The following is an 18,872-nucleotide window of genomic DNA, read 5'->3' as shown; positions in this document are numbered from 1 at the left end:
TCGGGGCTCAGTCCTGGCTGCGCAGCCGCACCATGCGGATGGTGCTGCTCTCGTCGAGTTCGACCAGGTCGGTGTGCGAGCGCAGGAAGTCGCTGAACGACTTGAACCCGAGGGACTTCTCCGAGAACGACGGGTCCATCCGCCTCATCTGAGCCTTGACCGCCGAATTGTGCAGCCAGTCGGAGTCGTCCTTGCCGTGCGCGATGCGCAGCGCCCGCTCGAGCAGCGCGGTCCCGGCGGCCTGCGGGTCGGGCTGTTCTGCGTCCTGCTCGGCGTCGGCCTTGGTGCGTCGCCGCTTCGGGGTTTCCGTCTTGACCGCCGGAACGCCGGGCAGCGCGTCGTAGGAGACGTACTCGTCGCAGGCCGCGGTCAGCGACCGGCTGATCGACCCGGTGATGCCGATGCCGACGACGTAGCGCCCGAGGCGTTTGCACCGCTGCGCGAGCGGGATGTAGTCGGAGTCGCCGGCGACGATGACGACGTGGGTCAGATCGGGCAGCCGGAACATGTCCTCGACGGTGTCGACCGCGAGCCGGATGTCGGCCCCGTTCTTGCTGTACGCGGCGGCCGGGAACAGCTGCACCAGGTCGACTGCGCGCCCGACTAGCTGGTCGCGGTAGTCGGCGTTGACGTCGGTCGACCAGTCGGCGTAGGCCTTGGTCAGCACCAGCGTGCCGAACGACGACGCGTAGTCGATGATTGCGCCGACGTCCACGGTCGCTTGCGTCAGCCGACCCGGATTCTTGTGAAAGCCTGCAGCCTTGTCGCGCTGAAACGAGTTGCGCCCGTGAATCTGGTCGTACCGCGAGATCACGATGTTGTCGAAGTCGAGGTACACCGCGACACGGGTCGCGCCGGGTTCGGTCACTGTTCCGTCCTATCACTGTCCGACTAGAGTCGGACTGTAACGGTTGCGGTGATCAGCGGTTTGGCGCGGCAATCGGCGAGAATGTACCCTCTTTAAGGCTCGCGCCGCGGTGCGCGAACCGCGAAGTAGGCAGGCCCCCTTAGCTCAGTCGGCAGAGCGTTTCCATGGTAAGGAAAAGGTCAACGGTTCGATTCCGTTAGGGGGCTCGGTGAGCGGGCGGACATCCGCCCGGATCCCGGGGCGGTGTAGCTCAGCTGGTTAGAGCGCACGACTCATAATCGTGAGGTCGGGGGATCGAGCCCCCCCACCGCTACAGGCAACATCGAACGCGTAAACGAAGGACGAAGAACCGTGGCCTCCAGTACCGACGTACGGCCGAAGATCACTTTGGCGTGCGAGGTGTGCAAACACCGCAACTACATCACGAAGAAGAACCGCCGTAACGACCCGGACCGGCTCGAGATCAAGAAATTCTGCCCGAACTGCGGCAAGCACCAGCCGCATAAGGAATCGCGCTAAGACGAGTCAGCCCGCAGGCGTCGCCCAGGGTGGTAGGTAGGTTCACTAACTGTGTCGTTGTCCGAGCGGATCGTCGGGATGCAATACCGCTACCCCGACTACTACGTCGTCGGTCGCGAGAAGATTCGCGAGTACGCGGTCGCGGTGAAAAACGACGATCGCGCATTCTTCGATGAGGGCGCCGCGGCCGAACTCGGCCACAAGGCCCTGCCTGCACCGCTAACCTTCATGAGCGTCTTCGGATACATGGCACAGATTTCGTTTTTCGAGCACGCCAACGTGGGGATCAAAGACGCCAAGATCGTGCAGGTCGACCAGGTGGTCAAGTTCACCAAGCCGATCTTCGCGGGCGACAAGCTCTACTGCGAGGTGCAGGTGGACTCTGTGCGGCAGGCCCACGGCACCGACATCGTCGTATTGAAGAACATCGTCACCAACGAAGCCGGTGACGTCGTGCAGGAGACGTTCACGACCCTGGCGGGTCGGACGGGTGACGGAGAAGAGGGTTTTTCAGATGCCACTGCGTGAGTTCGCCTCGGTGAAGAAGGGCGACGAGCTTCCCGAGAAGGTGATTCCGTTGACGCGGCAGGACCTCGTCAACTACGCGGGGGTGTCGGGTGACCTCAACCCGATTCACTGGGACGACGACATCGCCAAGCAGGTCGGACTGGACACCGCGATCGCGCACGGCATGCTGACCATGGGCCTGGGCGGCGGATACGTCACCGAGTGGGTCGGCGATCCGGCGGCGGTCACCGAGTACAACGTGCGGTTCACCGCTGTCGTGCCGGTGCCCAACGACGGCATCGGGGCGGAGATCGTCTTCAACGGACGGGTGAAATCCGTTGAGCCCGAGACCAAGACGGTGACCATCGCGTTGTCGGCCACCACCGGGGGCAAGAAGATCTTCGGCCGCGCCGTGGCCGTCGCGAAGCTGGCGTAGCCATGGCCCTGAAAATCGATATCAAGGGAATGGTCTGGGAGTACCCGGAGCCCTACGTCGTCGGCACGGAGCAGATCCGTCAGTACGCGAACGCGGTCAAGGCCCACGATCCGCAGAGCCACAGCGTCGAGGCCGCCAAGGCATCCGGCCACGACGGACTGATCGCGCCACCGACGTTCATGTCGATCTTCGCGGTGATGATCCAGCGGCACTTTTTTCAGCACAACGACATCGGCTTCGAGACGATGCAGATCGTGCAGGTCGACCAGAAGTTCAAGTTCCATCGACCGATCAAGGTCGGTGACGAACTGACCGGCACGATGGAAATCCTGACCGTCGACGAACGGTTCGGCGCCGACATCGTCACCACCCGCAACAAGCTGGTGGACCAACACGGCGAGCTCGTGATGGAATCGTTCACCACGCTGATGGGCCACGAGGGCGACAATTCGATCTCGGCCGGCTGGGACCCGGAGACGGGACAGGTCGTGCGCAAGCCCGTCGTCCATGATCCCGCCGAGGATCCCGATGGCGGCGATAGCGTGAACGGCGAGGCATCTGTTTGATGACCGGCCTGCCGGTCGGAGCGTGATCACCGGCTCGTCGATCGCATCATGATCGGCTCGCCGGTGGATTAGTAACTACCACGGGTGGCGCGCTACACTCGGTCCTCGGGGTTTTCCCAGTCCAGCGCGCTGTCCGTCGGTTTGAAGATCGGCCGATCGGGGAGCGCGCGAATTGTGTGAGCCCCGAACGGGTGGCCTGTCGCAGTGCCACTCTGAAGGGGCGTAGCTCAACTGGCAGAGCAGCGGTCTCCAAAACCGCAGGTTGCAGGTTCAAGTCCTGTCGCCCCTGCTCAACTGAATACTCGACAAGTGTGGACACTGGAAGGTGACCCACAAACCAGATGACCAGACAAGGGAGCATGCGGTGAGCGACGAGCACGACGATGCCGGCTCCGACACCGAGAACGCCCGCGGTGCCGTCGTGACCCGACCGACCCGCCCGTCGGGCAAGCGGACCCGTCGGGCAGCCGCCGGCGAAGACGCCAGCGAAGCGGTCGACCTGTCCACGGGCACCGCGGCGTCACCCACGAAGAACGGGTCGGGCACCGCGAAGAAGGCCGCCAAGAAGCGTGCCGACGGGCCGTCGCGGAATCCTTTCCTGTTCGTCTGGAACTACCTGAAGCAGGTTGTTGCCGAGCTGCGCAAGGTGATCTGGCCGAACCGCAAGCAGATGGTCACCTACACCGGCGTGGTTCTGCTGTTCCTGGCCTTCATGTTGGCCATGATCGGCGGCGTCGACTTCGGCCTTGCCAAGCTGGTCTCGCTGGTGTTCGGCTGACGAGTACGCGCGACGGATGAGAATTTCGAGAGGACTGAAAAGTGACTAGCTTCGAGGGCGATACGCCTTCGGCCGAGAGCGTTGACCTGATCGACGAAACGACTGGGGCGACGACCGACGCGACCACCGACCCGGCGACCGAGGATGCCGACGTTGCCGGTGACGCCGTGAGCGACGAGGCGGCCACCGCGGACGACGCGGCCGGTGAGGCGGCCCCCGCTGAAGCCGAGCCCGAGGAAGAGGATCCGGCGGTCGCGCTGAAGAAGGAACTGCGGACCAAGCCGGGCGACTGGTACGTCATCCACTCCTACGCCGGTTACGAGAACAAGGTGAAGGCCAACCTCGAGACCCGCGTGCAGAACCTGGACGTCGGCGACTACATCTTCCAGGTCGAGGTGCCGACCGAAGAGGTCACCGAGATCAAGAACGGCCAGCGCAAGCAGGTCAACCGCAAGGTGCTGCCCGGTTACATCCTGGTGCGCATGGAGCTCAACGACGAGTCGTGGGGGGCGGTGCGCAACACACCGGGTGTGACGGGCTTCGTCGGTGCGACGTCGCGGCCGTCGCCGCTGTCGCTGGACGACGTCGTCAAGTTCCTGCTGCCGCCCGCCGCGGCGAAGAAGCCGGGCAAGGCCGCCGCTGCGGCCGGTGCAGCCGCCGCCGAGGCCGGGGGCATCGAGCGCGCGCCGATCGAGGTGGACTTCGAGGTCGGCGAGTCGGTCACCGTCATGGACGGCCCGTTCGCGACGCTGCCCGCTTCGATCAGCGAGGTCAACGCCGAGCAGCAGAAGCTCAAGGTGCTGGTGTCCATCTTTGGCCGCGAAACACCTGTCGAACTGACCTTCAACCAGGTCGCCAAGATCTAAGCCAGCGATCTGTGCACGCCTAGGAGCGCTCGGCGCAACAACGTGTGCACAAGTCGCAGAGAACCGAGAGAGGAACAACCAACACCATGGCCCCGAAGAAGAAGGTCGTCGGGCTGATCAAGCTGCAGATCCAGGCCGGGCAGGCCAACCCCGCCCCGCCGGTCGGTCCGGCGCTCGGCCAGCACGGCGTCAACATCATGGAATTCTGCAAGGCGTACAACGCCGCGACGGAGAACCAGCGCGGCAACGTCATCCCCGTGGAGATCACCGTCTACGAGGACCGCAGTTTCACGTTCAACCTCAAGACACCGCCCGCGGCCAAGCTGCTGCTGAAGGCTGCCGGGGTCCAGAAGGGTTCGGGCGAGCCGCACAAGACCAAGGTCGCCAAGGTGTCCTGGGATCAGGTGCGCGAGATCGCCGAGACCAAGAAGGAAGACCTGAACGCGAACGACATCGATCAGGCCGCCAAAATCATCGCCGGCACCGCCCGGTCGATGGGCATCACGGTCGAGTAGTTCGACCGGAATTTCGTGGGAGGGCCAGCTTCGGCCCGGCGATGAGCGCTCGCGCGAAGAGCAATCATCACAGACCACAACTCAGCAACTAGGAGAAACAGATGAGCAAGACGAGCAAGGCATACCGCGAAGCCGCCGAGAAGGTCGACCGCAGCCGGCTGTACACGCCGCTAGAGGCAGCGAAGCTGGCCAAGGAGACGGGATCGAAGAAGCAGGACGCGACCGTCGAGGTGGCGATCCGGCTGGGTGTCGACCCGCGTAAGGCCGATCAGATGGTGCGCGGCACCGTCAACCTCCCGAACGGCACCGGTAAGACCGCCCGCGTTGTGGTGTTCGCGGTCGGCGACAAGGCCGAGGCTGCCGAGGCCGCCGGTGCCGACGCCGTCGGCAGCGACGACCTGATCGAGCGGATCCAGGGCGGCTGGCTGGACTTCGACGCGGCGATCGCGACGCCCGACCAGATGGCCAAGGTCGGCCGCATCGCGCGCATTCTCGGTCCGCGTGGTCTGATGCCGAACCCGAAGACCGGAACTGTGACGCCCGACGTCGCCAAGGCCGTGTCTGACATCAAGGGCGGCAAGATCAACTTCCGCGTCGACAAGCAGGCCAATCTGCACTTCGTGATCGGCAAGGCGTCGTTCGACGAGAAGGCGCTGGCGGAGAACTACGGCGCCGCGATCGACGAGATCCTGCGGGCCAAGCCGTCGTCGTCGAAGGGCCGCTACCTCAAGAAGGTCGTCATCTCGACCACGACCGGCCCGGGCATTCCGGTCGACCCGTCGGTGACGCGCAACTTCACCGAAGCCGGAGCGTAGAAGCCGCCCGTTCGCGGGTTTGCACCGCGGCGTCCGACGACTGAGCAGAGAATGCCCGAGCGTGTTCTCTGCTTTTCGAACCGGAAGCGGGGGCTAGGCGTTGCTGTCAGCGACCTCGGGGATGCGACGGCCGCATTGGGCCGGTAGGTATCTGGCCGACAGAAATTACCCCGGGAACTTCGCGGGTTTTGTCGTCGCTGCCGCCGCGCCTATGTGAAAGTTGACCCATGCGTAAGTGCATCCGGGTCGTCTTTCTCTCTTTGCTGGGCCTGCTGAGCGCTACCGTCCTCAGCGCCGCGACCGCACTGTTGGCAGCGGTCAGTCTGGCCGCTACGACCGCGCTGATCGTGCCGGGTACCGGAACGCCGAACGCGAACGATGTCACCGAATACATGCCGAACTACCGCGACTACTACATGAAGCGCACGGATTGCACCGTCGCCAACAACTGCCAGCTGGACGGTATCGACTACTTCGCATCGTTCTGGCCGATTCCATTGCCGGGCTGGTGCGACCCGGGTCGATGCGAAAAGTTCGACGTGTCCGTCGCTGATGGCGTGAAGAACCTGAATGAAGTGCTGACGACGATGGAGAGCCTCGGTTACGACGGGGATATTGTGATCGCCGGGTATTCACAGGGGTCCCGCGTGGTCACCATCTCGAAGATGCAGTTCGCCAGCGGCCAGTGGAAAGATCTGGTCGATAATGCGGACTCCATAGAGTTCGTCTACATCGGCAACCCGAATCGCCCGAACGGCGGAATCCTCTCGCGGTTCGGATTTCTCGGCCACATCCCGATCCTGGATGTGACGACCGGCCAGCCCACGCCGACCAACACGCCGTTCAAGACAAAGGACTGGGCGATCCGGTGGGAGGGCATCGCGGATTTCCCGCAGTATCTGCTCAATCCGCTGGCCATCATCAATTCGGTCTTGGGCTTCTACTACGACCACGGCACCTATCTCGCGATCAACGAGGACAGTGATCCCGGTGAAACCCCCGCCGGATACACCGTCGCCGAATGGAAAGAGCTCACCACATACCCCGAGAAGCACCCGGATCTCGTCCAGATTCAGCAGTACGGAGACACGACGTACTACACCGTCAGGCCGAAGGTGCTACCGATAGTGCGTCCGCTGCACTCGATCCCATTGATCGGAAAGCCGATCGCAGATTTCTGGGAGCCCATCCTCGAGGTGCTCATCGAAGAGACGGGATACAACCGCAACATCCCGTTCGGGCAGTATTCCCCGATCGGACTGATCCCGTTCTTCAACCCGATCACGCTGGTGCTCAGGATGATTCCGGCTGTTTTCCAGGGTGTGGTCAACTTCCTCGGCAACTTCATCCCGGAGCTGGCGCCGAAGCCGATAACGATCACCCCCGATCCGGTGCCGGCACCGGTCGCTCCTCCCGCTGCGGCGGATGAGCAGGGCGATCCGCCGGGAGCCAAGCTTCTGGCGGATGCCGACGAAAACCAGGGTGACGATTCGCGGCTGCTGGCCGCGCGTGGCGACGCCGACGAGATGATGCTCACCGTCAACAGCGAGGGGGATCTCACGCTGACTGAAGGTGCCGGGACGCCGGTCGTCGAAGGAGCGATCGAGGGCGAGGTCATCACGGAGCTTGCCGAAGGAGAGATCATCGAGGGCGAGGAGCCGCAGGGGCCCGTACTTGCAACCACTCCGATCGTGGCCCAAGAAGTCGCGGACGAGAAGACGACCGACCCCGCCGACGGCAATGTCGTCGTCGCCGTGAAGGACCCCGACGTCAAGAAGGATTCCGAGGTCACAACGAATCCCGCACAGAACCGGATCGATGCCAACGGTCGCAGCGTGTCGCTGGACGCCTCGCCGAACAAGCCTGCCGCGGGGCCTGCGGACGGCGATAACGGCGGCGTGCAACGAATCACCCCGGCGAGCCCCGAACCCTCTGAGGGCCTCACGACCAAGACCGACCCGAACGGGACCGCGAAAGACCTCGAAGGCGCCGGCGCCGCGGACGACTCGCAGGATTCCGAACCGGCCGCAGCCTGACGAGCAGGCTCGGGCTGCTGGACCAGCGTCTCTCTGCGAGCGAAAATGCGCTGTGTGTCACGATTGGGCTCGTGAGGGGCATCATTTTGGCGGGCGGGAGCGGCACGCGCCTGCATCCGATAACCCTGGGTGTGTCTAAGCAATTGATGCCCGTCTACGACAAGCCGATGGTGTACTACCCGCTATCGACGCTGATGTTGGCGGGCATACGCGACATCCTGGTGATCACGACGCCCCACGATGCGGACGGTTTCGAACGCCTGCTCGGTGACGGTTCACGCTTCGGAGTGTCGATCACCTATGCCAAACAGCCGTCCCCTGACGGTCTGGCACAGGCTTTCACGATCGGTGAGACGTTCATCGGCACCGACAACGTGTCCCTCGTGCTCGGCGACAACCTGTTGTACGGCCCGGGGCTGGGCAGCCAGCTCAAACGGTTCACCACGATCGACGGCGGCGCAATCTTCGCCTATTGGGTGGCGGAGCCGTCCGCATACGGTGTGATCGAGTTCGACGACAATGGCTCGGCAATCTCCTTGGAGGAGAAACCCGAGCAGCCCAAAAGCAACTACGTCGTACCGGGTCTGTACTTCTACGACAACGACGTGGTCGAGATCTCCAAGGGCCTCAAGCCGAGTGCCCGCGGTGAGTACGAGATCACCGATGTCAACCGCTGCTATCTCGAGCAGGAGCGGCTGCAGGTGCACGTGCTGCCCCGCGGAACCGCCTGGCTGGACACCGGCACCTTCGACCAGATGACCGACGCCGCCGAGTACGTGCGCACCATGGAACGACGCACCGGTCTGAAGATCGGCGCTCCCGAAGAGATCGCCTGGATGCAGGGCTGGATCAGCGACGACGAATTACGGGAACGTGCCACGCCTTTAATGAAGTCTGGCTACGGCGGCTATCTATTGGACCTTCTGAACAGGGGACGGTGATGTCGCGTCTCCTCGTCACCGGTGGAGCGGGCTTTATCGGCTCGAATTTCGTGCGGTACGTCATCGACCACACGGATCATCAAGTCACCGTGCTCGACAAGCTGACCTACGCGGGCAACCGCGCCTCGCTCGCGGGACTGCCCGACGACCGAATGACGTTCGTGCACGGCGACATCGCGGATGCCCCGTTGGTCGACGAGCTGTTCGCGTCGGTGGACGCGGTCGTGCACTACGCCGCCGAATCGCACAACGACAATTCGCTGGACAACCCGGAGCCGTTCCTGCACACCAACCTCGCGGGCACCTTCACGTTGCTCGAGGCCGCGCGCAGGCACGGCACGCGCTTCCATCACATCTCGACCGACGAGGTGTACGGGGAGCTGGAGCTCGACGACCCGCGCCGGTTCACCGAGCAGACGCCGTACAACCCGTCGTCTCCGTACTCGTCGACCAAGGCCGGCAGCGATCTGCTGGTACGGGCCTGGGTTCGATCGTTCGGTGTGGCCGCGACGATCTCGAACTGCTCCAACAACTATGGGCCCTATCAACACGTCGAGAAGTTCATCCCGCGACAGATCACGAATGTTCTGCGGGGAATCCGCCCCAAGCTCTACGGCGAGGGCCGCAACGTGCGGGACTGGATTCACGCCGACGACCACTCGTCTGCGGTGCTGACCGTGCTCGACAAGGGACGTATCGGTGAGACGTATCTGATCGGCGCCGACGGCGAGAAGGACAACAAGACCGTCGTCGAGTCGATCCTCACCCTCATGGGTCAGCCCGCCGACGCCTACGACCACGTCACCGATCGAGCGGGCCACGACCTGCGGTACGCCATCGACTCGACCAAGCTGCGCGAGGAACTCGGTTGGCGACCGCAGTACCAAGACTTCGAAGAAGGTCTGACCGCAACGATCCAGTGGTACCGCGACCACGAAGACTGGTGGGCCCCCGCCAAAGACGCCACCGAGAGCTTTTACGCTCGGATGGGTCAGTGAAGAAGGCCCAGTTGTGACTGATTTCGGTAAGCCCCTGCGCGCTTTGACGACTCCCATCCCGGGGCTGGTCGTGTGGGAACTGCCCGTGCATGGAGACAACCGGGGATGGTTCAAAGAGAACTGGCAGCGCGAGAAGATGGTCGCGCTCGGTTTGCCCGATTTCAAGCCGGTGCAGAACAACGTGTCGCTCAACGAGAGTGCGGGCACCACACGCGGAATTCACGCCGAGCCGTGGGACAAGTTCATCTCCGTCGCGACCGGCCGGATCTTCGGCGCGTGGGTCGACCTGCGTGACGGCCCCACGTTCGGTGCCACCTTCACGGCCGAAATCGGCCCGTCGCGAGCGGTTTTCGTCCCTCGGGGGGTCGGTAACGCATTCCAGAATCTGGAGCACAACACCGCCTATATCTACCTGGTGAACGATCACTACTCGCCCGATGCCCAGTACACCTCGGTGAACCTCGCCGACGAGACCGTCGCCATCGACTGGCCGATCCCGCTGGACCGCGCGGAGCTGTCGGCGAAGGATCGCGAGAACCCGCGTCTGGCGGACGTCAAGCCCATCCCGCCACGGAAGACCCTGGTTCTCGGCGCCGGTGGTCAACTGGGCCGGGCGCTGCGCGAGGCGTACGCCGGTACCCCCGGTGTCGAATTCGCCGAACGCGCCGACGTCGACCTCACCGCCTCCGGCATCGAGTCCGCGCGCCGCTGGCGCGAATACGAGACGATCATCAACGCCGCCGCCTTCACGGGTGTGGACGCAGCCGAAACGCCGGAAGGCCGTGCGGCGGCGTGGTCCACCAACGTCGCCGGAGTCGCCGCGCTGGCACGTACCGCCGCCGACAACAACATCACGCTGGTGCACATCTCCAGTGACTACGTCTTCGACGGCGACGCCTCCGAGCCATACCATGAGGACGATCCAGTGTCGCCACTTGGCGTGTACGGCCAAACCAAGGCCGCCGGTGACCTCGTCGTGGCAACGGTGGACCGGCACTACATCATTCGGACCTCATGGGTGATCGGCGACGGGAACAACTTCGTGCGCACGATGCTCTCCCTCGCCAACCGCGGGGTGAATCCCTCCGTCGTGAACGATCAACGCGGCCGCCTGACGTTCACATCGGAAATCGCAAGGGCAATCCGGCATCTGACCGACACGCACGCCCCGTACGGCGTCTACAACGTCACCGGTTCGGGGACGGTGAGCACGTGGGCCGACATCGCGCGGCGGACGTTCGAACTCGCCGGTCACGACCCGGGCCGGATCACCGATGTCACGACTAAGCAGTACTTCGCCGACGCAACGAAGCTCGTCGCGCCTCGACCGGCTAACAGCGTCCTCGATCTCGCCAAGATCCAGTCGGTCGGTTTCGAACCCGCCGACGCGGACTCCTCTCTGGTGAACTACGTTCGGCACGAATCCATCGAAACACCCTGAGCGTCAGAGGTTCTCGCCGAAGACGCGCCCGAGTTCGGCCCGTGATCTGATTCCGAGTTTTCGGTAGATGCGAGCGAGGTTGGTCTCGACTGTCTTGGGGCTGATGAACAGCGCGGTGGCCACATCTTTGGTGGTCATCCCCGACGCCGCGAGTTCGGCGACGCGGTGCTCCGACGGCGTCAAACCCAGATGTCCGTTGCTCGACGCGCCGGCCCGCGCGAGCTCAGCGCGCGCCCGCTGCGCCCACAGCGGAGTCCCCAAGCCTTCGAACGCGTGCAAGGCCTCGGTCATCGTCGTGCGCGACGCCTCCTTCTGCCGCTGACGTCGTTGTAACTGGCCGAGCAGCAACAGGGTTCGAGCACGCTCGAAGGGCATCGGCAGGCGCTCATGGTGCGTGAGCGCGCGTCTCGCCATATCGGCCGCCTCGTCGACCTCCCCTTGCGCGGCAAGCCAGAGGCTGCGGCACCGTGCGGCCATGGCCAGCATCCACGGCCTGTCCAACAGTCGCCCGTTGGCCTCCAGCGCCTCGACCATAGGCTCGGTTTCTGCGGCGCGGCCGAGCGCGACCATGGCTTCGACCGCGTCGGGGACGAATCCCGCGGTGATGATCTCCGTGCCTGGCAGGAACGGGAACCGGTCGACCAGCGGCTGCAAGATCTGCAGCGCCTGTTCGTAGTTGCCCAACGACACCTCGAGGAACGCCAGGTTGACCGAAGCCCAGTCAGCCAGCCGGGGGGAACCGCAACGCTCGGCGAGGTCGATCGCCTTCCGGGCGATAGCGCGGGTCTCACCCTCCCTGCCGGCATACGCGGCGACTGCGGACTGGATGGTCTTGGCGACCACGCGCATGTGCTCACCGCCGAGTTGCTGTGCCCGCTCCACGGTCTCCTCGGCGATGCGGGTCGCGTCCTCGTAGCGTCCCCGCCAGATCTCGATCAGTGCGCTGAACACCGCGACGAAGATCAGATCGGTTTCGGCGCCTCGCTCGACGCAGCCCTGACGCACGAAGGCCATCTGGTCCATCGCCTCGTCCAAGCGCCCCACGAACGCCAGCAGCAAGGCGTGGTTGGCTCTGGCGCGGAACGCGATCGGCGCGTCGCTGCTCAGATCCTGCAGTGCCAAGGCCCGGTCGATGCCCGACCAGTCGACGCCGCGACCGCACATGCAGGCGATGTTGGTGCGCACGGCCAGAACCTGGCTCGTGAGGTCGGCGATCCCAATGTCTTCCGCGTAAGCGGCCGCCCGTTCCGCGCTCTGTAGCGCTGCCCCGAACTCACCCGCGTTGAGGCGCGCATACGCCAGCAGCAGCAAGGTGCGGACCCGGACCTCGCGGTCGCCCTCGTCGTGGTCGAGCGCCTGTTCCAACAGGACAACGGCGTCGGTGAAGCTGTTGTGTTGAATCCGCATGCTGGCCAACAAGTTCAACGCCATAGCTCGGTGCACGCCACTCGGAATACGCTCGGTCAATCCGTCGAGCAGCGAGCGGGTGCGCTCCAGATCGCCGGCGTGCAGGTAGTGGTCGGCCGCGCGAATCCGCCGCGTCGGTGTATCACCGCCGAGACCGATTGCCAGCTCGATTAATTCGCCGGCCGCGGCGGGCGCACCGCGCCCCACCGCCGTATCGGCGGCGATGTCGAGCGCCTCCAAGGTGGCCGGATCGGCGCTGGCGGCGGCCAGTGCCATATGCCTGGCTCTGGACTCGTCGAGTACCACCGCCTCGGCCAGCGACCGGTGCATGGCGCGTCGCGCACTCGGTTTGGCATCGGTGTACACGCTGCGCGCCAACAGCGGATGCGAGAACGCCACGGCGTCACCGCTGATGGTCAGGATGCCTTTGTCTCTGGCTTCGGCCAGCAGTTCGGCGGTGCGATCGCCCGTGCTGTGCGTGACGCGAGCCAACAGGTCGACGGTGGGAGCGGCCTCACATGCGGCGGCCAGCAGGAGGATCTGCGTCTCGGGTTCCAGCCGACCGATGCGCCTGCGCATCAACTCCGCGAGCGTCGCGGGCAACACCGACTGGGAATCGCCCGCGTCGATCGCGCGCGCCAACTCGAGGGCGTAGAACGGGTTGCCGCCGGAGATCTCGGCGATCCGGACCATCGTCGGGCGAGGAAAGGTTCGGCCGAGCCGCGCCGAGATCAGGGCGTGCAGCCCGCCGAGACTCAAGGGACCCACGTGCACCCGGCGGACACCGGACGGGTCGCCTACCTGCAGCCAACTCGCCGCGCCGGCGCCCTCGTGTTCGGTGCGTTCGGTGACCAGCACGCCCACGCAACCGCTGAACCGCCTGGCGGCGAAGGTCACGACGGCTTGACTGGACGGATCCAGCCACTGCACGTCGTCGATGGCAATGAGCACCGGCCCGTCGCCGCAGAGGTGCTCGACGGCACCGGCGAAGGCCGCCGCCACCGCGCCCTGATCTGTCGGCGGGCCGTCGCCGTCGGCGCGCAGCAGCACGCGATCCACAGCCAGGCGCTGCACGTCCGGCAGGCCGGCGAAGACCTCAGAGGGGATGTCGCCGAAGAGGTCGGCGACGGCCGCATACGCGAGAGTCGTCTCGGCCTGGCCGGCGCGCGCCGTCAGCACCCGGAAGCCGCGTTGACGGGCCGCAGAGATACCCGTCAGCCACAGGGTGGTCTTGCCGGCTCCGGCCTCTCCCTCGATGACAAGTGCACATGGTGCGCTGTCGGCGGATTCCAGGAAATCGCCGACCGCCCGGAATTCGGCCGGACGCTCGATTACGCCGGACACCAGAACCACACCCCTCATCGACAGCAAATCGAGGATATCCCGCTGACATATGAGGGCGCAGTAGTCGTGGGCCGCCGATATGCAGCTAAGAGGAGCGCTTAATAGGCAGAGCCAAGGAGTGCGGAGGTGTCCGGCAACGTCAAGCGCGGTGGTGGCGCCGTATCCGGGTGCCCACAGGAGCGGACAGCCGCTGGTGTGGTGCACCGGCGGCCAGGCAGGTCCGGGAGACGATCTCTCGGGAGCCGGCGCCGAAGACGCCGTAGAGCACCTCGTCGCTGGGTACGGCCAGCGTGATCAGCAACTCGACGGGAGTGCCCTCGCCAGTGGCGACGGCGGCCGCGGCGTCAAGACGTGCGACGAGGTCCTCGACGGATTGCTCAGTGAGCTCGGGCAGATACCATTCAGCCAGGTAGCACGCGGATTCCCGACTCCCGCTCATCTGTCGAACGGTAGCGACTCCTCACGCCGGGCGAATCAGGTATTTCCCTACGTTTCGTCCCTTACGCGGCTGCGCCGGGCTTCAGATACGTGACCAGGCTGACGTCGATGCCCTCGTCGATGAAGTACCACTGGCAGCCCTTGAGATAGCGCATGTACCGGTCGTAGTTCTCCTCGCCGGCGGCCGCGATCGCGGTGTCCTTGTTGCGCTCGAGGCGGTCGGCCCAGATGCCCAGCGTCTTGATGTAGTGGTTACGCAACGACAGCGGCTCGGGCACCTGGAAGCCCGCCTTTTCGCCGTGCTCCACCATCATCTGCGTCGTCGGCAGGCGGCCGCCGGGAAAGATCTCGGTGATCATGAACTTGATGAAGCGGGCCATCTCGAAGGTCAGCTTCTTACCGCGTGCGGCCAGGTCGTACGGGTGATAGCCGACGCTGCTCTGGATGGTCATCCGGCCGTCGTCGGGCAGGATGTCGAAACACGTCTTGAAGAAGTCGTCGTAGCGCTCGAAGCCGAAGTGCTCGAACGCCTCGATGGAGACGATGCGGTCGACGGGGGAGTGGAACTGCTCCCAGCCCTCGAGGCGTACGTCGTAGGTGCGCTCGGTGTCCAGCTTGCTCAGCAGCTGGTTGCAGTAGGCCTGCTGGTTCTTCGACAGGGTCAGCCCGATCACGTTGACGTCGTACTTCTCCATCGCACGCTGCAACGTCAGGCCCCACCCGCAGCCCACCTCCAGCAGGGTCATACCCGGCTTGAGGTCGAGCTTGTCGAGGTGCTGGTCGACGTTGGCGATCTGCGCCTCCGACAGCGTGACGTTCGGGCCGGTGAAGTATGCGCAGCTGTATTTGCGCGTCGGGTCCTGGAACACGCCGAAGAAGTCGTCCGACAGGTCGTAATGCGCCTGGATGTCCTCAAAATGAGGCCGCATATCCTTCGTGCCGGTTGAGTTGTCAGACATATTTCCCCTGCTTGGCCTTTCCCAATGACGTGACGCGGACCTGCACGTCGTCACGTGATGATCTGGTCGACACCCTATCGTCGGCCGTTGCCGAACCCTAATTCGGCGTGCCGCCACTCCGGCGGCAATTTGTGGGAGGCGGGGGCTATTTCTGGAGCGTGAACTGGTTGACGTCGATGTATCCGACGCGGAAGCCGTGTGCACAGCCGGTCAGGTAGTGCATGTAGCGGTCGTAGACCTCTTGGGACTGGATGGCGATCGCCTCGTCCCTGTGCGTCTCCAGCGCCGCTGACCAGCAGTCAAGCGTGCGCGCGTAGTGCGGCTGCAGGCTCTGTCGCCGGGTCAACTCGAAGCCCGCCTTCTCGGCGTGCTCGGCGACCAGCTCGATCGTCGGCAGGTATCCGCCCGGGAAGATCTCGGTGAGGATGAACTTCACGAACCGGGCCACCGAAAACGTCAGCGGCATACCTTGCTCTGCCATCTGCGGAAGTGTGAGCGCGGTGATGGTGTGCAGCAGCATCGCCCCGTCGTCGGGCAGCACGCGGTGGGCCATGGTGAAGAAGTCGTCCCAGCGGTCCCTGCCGAAGTGTTCGAACGCGCCGATCGACACGATTCGGTCCACGGGCTCGTCGAACTGTTCCCAGCCCTGGAGCAACACCCGCTTGGACCTCGGGCTGTCGGATCCGGCGAAGACCTTCTCGACGTGGGCGTGCTGGTTCTCGCTCAAGGTGAGGCCGACGACGTTGACGTCGTACTTCTCGACGGCCCTCATCATCGTCGAACCCCAACCGCAGCCGACGTCGAGCAGCGTCATCCCCGGTTCAAGGCGCAATTTGCCCAACGCGAGATCGACTTTGGCGTGCTGAGCCTCCTCGAGCGTCATGTCGTCGCGCTCGAAGTAGGCGCAGCTGTAGGTCTGGGACGGATCCAGCCAGAGCCGGAAGAACTCGTCGGAGAGGTCGTAGTGCGCCTGCACGTCGGCGAAGTGCGGCGTCAAGTTGCGTGTTGCAGCCACTGGTGTGCCTTTCTGGGCGGAATCAGAGCTCGCGTCGCCTGTGACAGTTCAAGCCCGGAAGCACTCGGGACGAATGTACGCGCAACCGTGCTTGCTGGCCACCCGAGGAACGCTTGCGCCGACGTCAAATATTTGCGGCGAAAACGGTTTTGAGCTCCCCGATGATGTCGTCCCACAGCGGCTCGGGCAGTTCGTGACCCATACCGTCGAACAGCACCAGCCGGGCGTTTGCGATGGCCTTGGCGATCGCGCGTCCTCCTGACGGGCGCATCAGCTTGTCGGCCTTGCCGTGCAGCACCACCGTGGGAGCCGTGATCTCGCGGTCGTAGCGCAACAGGCTGCCGCTGCCCAGGATCGCCGAGAACTGCCTGCCGATCCCGGCGGGGTGGTAGCAGCGGTTGTAGTCCGCGATCGCGTCGGCGCGCAGCCGCTCCTCGGAGGCGGGGAAGCCGGGGCTGCCGATGATCTTGGTGACCCGGACGGCGTTTTCGATGATCGCCTCGCGGGTGTTGCCCTTGGGCCGCTGCAAGATCGCGATCAGCTGTCGCGGACCCGGTGGTGGCAGCAGCGTTTGGTTGTTGCTCGAGAAGATGATCGCCAACGACCGGGTGCGCGGTTTGTGCCGGGCGGCGAACACCTGGGCGATCATCCCGCCCATCGACGCGCCGACGATGTGGGCGCGCTCGATCTCGAGATGGTCCAGCAGGGCGGCCGCGTCATCGGCCATGTCTTCGAGTGCGTATGCGGCCGGGCTTCTCATCCCGAGCAGCGAGCGCAGCATCCGCGGCACCAGCGGGGCGTCGGTGCGCAGCCCCCGGAGTTTCGTGGAGAGGCCGACATCTCGATTGTCGAACCGGATGACCCGCAGGCCCTGGTTGATGAGCCGCTCACAGAAATCCGTGCGCCACATCAGAAGCTGCGCGCCGAGTCCCATGATGAGCAGGACCGCCGGGTCGTTCGGATCGCCCATGTCCTCGTAGTAGATGTCGAGATCGCCGGACTTGGCGAATCCGGTTCGGACCTGCATTCAGCCGCGGACCTCGCTGTCGAGTTCCGTGTCGTGCTCCCTGCTGACCTCGACCATGAAGTTGGCGAAGTAGCCGGTCAGCTGGGGATCCGACATCATCTGCCACTTCGGTGCGAGCAGCTTCATGTAGCGCTCGACGTAGAGGAACTGCTTGCCGATCAGCACCAGTTCGCGCGGCAGCTTGACGTCATATGCCTCGGCGAGGGTCGACAGTTGCTTGCCGATCTCGGCGTAGCTCATGTCGCCCAGCGTCGACATGGTCAACGGTGTCGCGAACTTCTCGAGGTCCTTGGCCGCCTGGGCCTCCGGCTTCATGGTGCCGACTGCGCCCATCAACACGACGATCTTGCCCGCTGCGGCGTGGTCCTTCTTCACCAGCAGCGCGTACACGAGTTCGCGCAGCAGCCAGCGGGTGCGCGGGTCGACCCGGCCCATGATCCCGAAGTCGAAGAACACGATCTTGCCGTCGTCGTCCACGTAGAGGTTGCCCGCATGCAGGTCGCCGTGGAACAGCCCGTGGCGCAGGCCGCCTTCGAAGACGCTGAAAAGCAGCGCCTTGACCAGTTCGGTGCCGTCGAAGCCCTTCTGCCGGATGGTCTTCACATCGTCGATACGGGTGCCCTGGATGCGCTCCATCGTCAGCACGCGCTCACTGGTGAGATCCCAATAGACCTGTGGCACACGGATGTTGCGGCCCAGCGGGGAGGCGTGCATGTGCGCGACCCACGCGTCCATCGACTGCGCCTCGAGCCGGAAGTCGAGTTCCTCGGCCAGGTTGTCGGCGAAGTCGGCGACGACGTCTTGAGCGCTCAGGCGCTGACCCAGCTTGGCGAACTCGACCAGCCGCGCGCCGCGCTTGAGGATCTGCAGATCCGCGGCGACCCGCCTGCGGATGCCGGGGCGCTGGATCTTGACGACGACCTCTTCACCGCTGTGCAGCGTCGCGTAGTGCACCTGGGCGATCGACGCGGACGCGAACGGTTTCTCGTCGAAGCTCTTGAACAGATTCGCGGGTTCGTCGCCGAGGTCCTCGACGAACAGCTTGTGCACCTCTTCGGGGTCCGCGGGCGGAACCCGGTCGAGCAGGCTGCGGAACTCCTTGGACAGCGGTTCCCCGAACGCGCCGGGACTCGACGCGATGATCTGGCCGAACTTGACGTAGGTGGGCCCCAGGTCGGCGAACGCCTGCGGGACCTGCTTGATGATCTTCTGTTGCAGCGAACCGCGGCCGGCGATCTTCGAAACGACCCGCGCGCCGGTACGGGTGATCTGCCAACCCGTGGCACCGACGCGGGCCGCCTCGATCGGCAGGGGGACCCTGTCGAGCTTGGCTACGTCGCGGTGCTGCGTCTTTCGCGTGGCACTCATAACGGCCAGTGTCTCAAAATCCGCGGTG

19 protein-coding genes and 3 tRNA genes are annotated in these 18,872 nt (G+C 64.7%); 15 read left to right on the top strand and 7 right to left on the bottom strand.

Annotation, left to right across the window (positions count from 1 at the left end):
• Window positions 1–7: 7 nt before the first annotated feature.
• Window positions 8–868 (bottom strand): NYN domain-containing protein, encoded by an 861-nt coding sequence (locus A5790_RS23120; protein WP_066849655.1) that lies wholly within the window; start codon window positions 866–868, stop codon window positions 8–10.
• 133 nt (window positions 869–1,001) lie between these two features.
• Between A5790_RS23120 and A5790_RS23115 the strand changes: the two genes are divergently transcribed.
• The 15 genes from A5790_RS23115 to A5790_RS23045 all read left to right on the top strand — a co-directional run bounded on the left by A5790_RS23115 (window position 1,002) and on the right by A5790_RS23045 (window position 11,286).
• Window positions 1,002–1,074 (top strand) — tRNA-Thr (locus A5790_RS23115).
• A 33-nt stretch (window positions 1,075–1,107) separates the two neighbouring features.
• A tRNA-Met gene (locus tag A5790_RS23110) sits at window positions 1,108–1,181 on the top strand.
• Window positions 1,182–1,219: 38 nt separating this feature from the next.
• Window positions 1,220–1,387, top strand: a complete 168-nt coding sequence (gene rpmG / locus A5790_RS23105; protein ID WP_059101288.1) for a 50S ribosomal protein L33 — start codon at window positions 1,220–1,222, stop codon at window positions 1,385–1,387.
• A gap of 51 nt (window positions 1,388–1,438) precedes the next feature.
• Window positions 1,439–1,915, top strand: a complete 477-nt coding sequence (gene hadA / locus A5790_RS23100; protein WP_066849653.1) for a (3R)-hydroxyacyl-ACP dehydratase subunit HadA — start codon at window positions 1,439–1,441, stop codon at window positions 1,913–1,915.
• A complete protein-coding gene (gene hadB / locus A5790_RS23095) occupies window positions 1,902–2,330 on the top strand; it encodes a (3R)-hydroxyacyl-ACP dehydratase subunit HadB (RefSeq protein WP_066849650.1) in 429 nt (142 codons plus the stop codon). Before hadA ends, hadB begins: the two co-directional genes overlap by 14 nt.
• 2 nt (window positions 2,331–2,332) lie before the next feature.
• The gene (gene hadC / locus A5790_RS23090) at window positions 2,333–2,896 is read left to right on the top strand and encodes a (3R)-hydroxyacyl-ACP dehydratase subunit HadC (RefSeq protein WP_066849647.1); all 564 of its coding nucleotides are present in this window, start codon (window positions 2,333–2,335) and stop codon (window positions 2,894–2,896) included.
• Window positions 2,897–3,112: 216 nt separating this feature from the next.
• A tRNA-Trp gene (locus A5790_RS23085) sits at window positions 3,113–3,185 on the top strand.
• A gap of 75 nt (window positions 3,186–3,260) precedes the next feature.
• Window positions 3,261–3,674: a preprotein translocase subunit SecE gene (secE, locus tag A5790_RS23080; RefSeq protein ID WP_066849644.1), complete on the top strand. Its 414-nt coding sequence runs from the start codon at window positions 3,261–3,263 to the stop codon at window positions 3,672–3,674.
• 41 nt (window positions 3,675–3,715) lie between these two features.
• Window positions 3,716–4,540 (top strand): transcription termination/antitermination protein NusG, encoded by an 825-nt coding sequence (nusG, locus tag A5790_RS23075; protein ID WP_066849641.1) that lies wholly within the window; start codon window positions 3,716–3,718, stop codon window positions 4,538–4,540.
• An 86-nt stretch (window positions 4,541–4,626) separates the two neighbouring features.
• The gene (gene rplK, locus A5790_RS23070) at window positions 4,627–5,055 is read left to right on the top strand and encodes a 50S ribosomal protein L11 (protein ID WP_059101294.1); all 429 of its coding nucleotides are present in this window, start codon (window positions 4,627–4,629) and stop codon (window positions 5,053–5,055) included.
• A 101-nt stretch (window positions 5,056–5,156) separates the two neighbouring features.
• Window positions 5,157–5,870 (top strand): 50S ribosomal protein L1, encoded by a 714-nt coding sequence (rplA, locus tag A5790_RS23065; RefSeq protein WP_064400180.1) that lies wholly within the window; start codon window positions 5,157–5,159, stop codon window positions 5,868–5,870.
• Window positions 5,871–6,097: 227 nt separating this feature from the next.
• Window positions 6,098–7,906: a PE-PPE domain-containing protein gene (locus A5790_RS23060; RefSeq protein WP_066849637.1), complete on the top strand. Its 1,809-nt coding sequence runs from the start codon at window positions 6,098–6,100 to the stop codon at window positions 7,904–7,906.
• Between the two features lie 71 nt (window positions 7,907–7,977).
• A complete protein-coding gene (gene rfbA, locus A5790_RS23055; RefSeq protein ID WP_066849635.1) occupies window positions 7,978–8,847 on the top strand; it encodes a glucose-1-phosphate thymidylyltransferase RfbA in 870 nt (289 codons plus the stop codon).
• Window positions 8,847–9,845, top strand: a complete 999-nt coding sequence (rfbB, locus tag A5790_RS23050) for a dTDP-glucose 4,6-dehydratase (protein WP_066849633.1) — start codon at window positions 8,847–8,849, stop codon at window positions 9,843–9,845. Before rfbA ends, rfbB begins: the two co-directional genes overlap by 1 nt.
• A gap of 13 nt (window positions 9,846–9,858) precedes the next feature.
• Window positions 9,859–11,286, top strand: coding sequence for a bifunctional dTDP-4-dehydrorhamnose 3,5-epimerase family protein/NAD(P)-dependent oxidoreductase (locus A5790_RS23045; protein ID WP_066849631.1), 1,428 nt, complete (start codon window positions 9,859–9,861; stop codon window positions 11,284–11,286).
• A 3-nt stretch (window positions 11,287–11,289) separates the two neighbouring features.
• Here A5790_RS23045 and A5790_RS23040 read toward each other — a convergent pair whose 3' ends face one another.
• The 6 genes from A5790_RS23040 to A5790_RS23015 all read right to left on the bottom strand — a co-directional run bounded on the left by A5790_RS23040 (window position 11,290) and on the right by A5790_RS23015 (window position 18,844).
• Entirely contained in the window at window positions 11,290–14,055 is a 2,766-nt protein-coding gene (locus A5790_RS23040; protein WP_066849629.1) for a LuxR C-terminal-related transcriptional regulator, read from the bottom strand.
• A 121-nt stretch (window positions 14,056–14,176) separates the two neighbouring features.
• Entirely contained in the window at window positions 14,177–14,476 is a 300-nt protein-coding gene (locus tag A5790_RS23035) for a hypothetical protein (protein WP_066849627.1), read from the bottom strand.
• A 61-nt stretch (window positions 14,477–14,537) separates the two neighbouring features.
• Entirely contained in the window at window positions 14,538–15,434 is an 897-nt protein-coding gene (locus tag A5790_RS23030) for a cyclopropane mycolic acid synthase family methyltransferase (protein ID WP_064400173.1), read from the bottom strand.
• Between the two features lie 145 nt (window positions 15,435–15,579).
• On the bottom strand, window positions 15,580–16,449 hold the full coding sequence (locus A5790_RS23025) for a cyclopropane mycolic acid synthase family methyltransferase (protein ID WP_066849624.1): 870 nt from the start codon (window positions 16,447–16,449) through the stop codon (window positions 15,580–15,582).
• A 124-nt stretch (window positions 16,450–16,573) separates the two neighbouring features.
• Window positions 16,574–17,476 carry an alpha/beta fold hydrolase gene (locus tag A5790_RS23020; protein WP_066849622.1) on the bottom strand — a complete coding sequence of 301 codons (903 nt, stop codon included), beginning with the start codon at window positions 17,474–17,476 and terminating at the stop codon, window positions 16,574–16,576.
• Window positions 17,477–18,844 (bottom strand): AarF/ABC1/UbiB kinase family protein, encoded by a 1,368-nt coding sequence (locus tag A5790_RS23015; protein ID WP_066849620.1) that lies wholly within the window; start codon window positions 18,842–18,844, stop codon window positions 17,477–17,479. It abuts the gene before it with no gap.
• Window positions 18,845–18,872 lie beyond the last annotated feature (28 nt).

Source organism: Mycobacterium sp. 852002-51152_SCH6134967, from assembly GCF_001667105.1.
GTDB classification, from domain to species: domain Bacteria; phylum Actinomycetota; class Actinomycetes; order Mycobacteriales; family Mycobacteriaceae; genus Mycobacterium; species Mycobacterium neumannii_A.
Note: the sequence above shows the minus strand (reverse complement) of the source record. Positions and strands in the feature narration are given on the sequence as shown.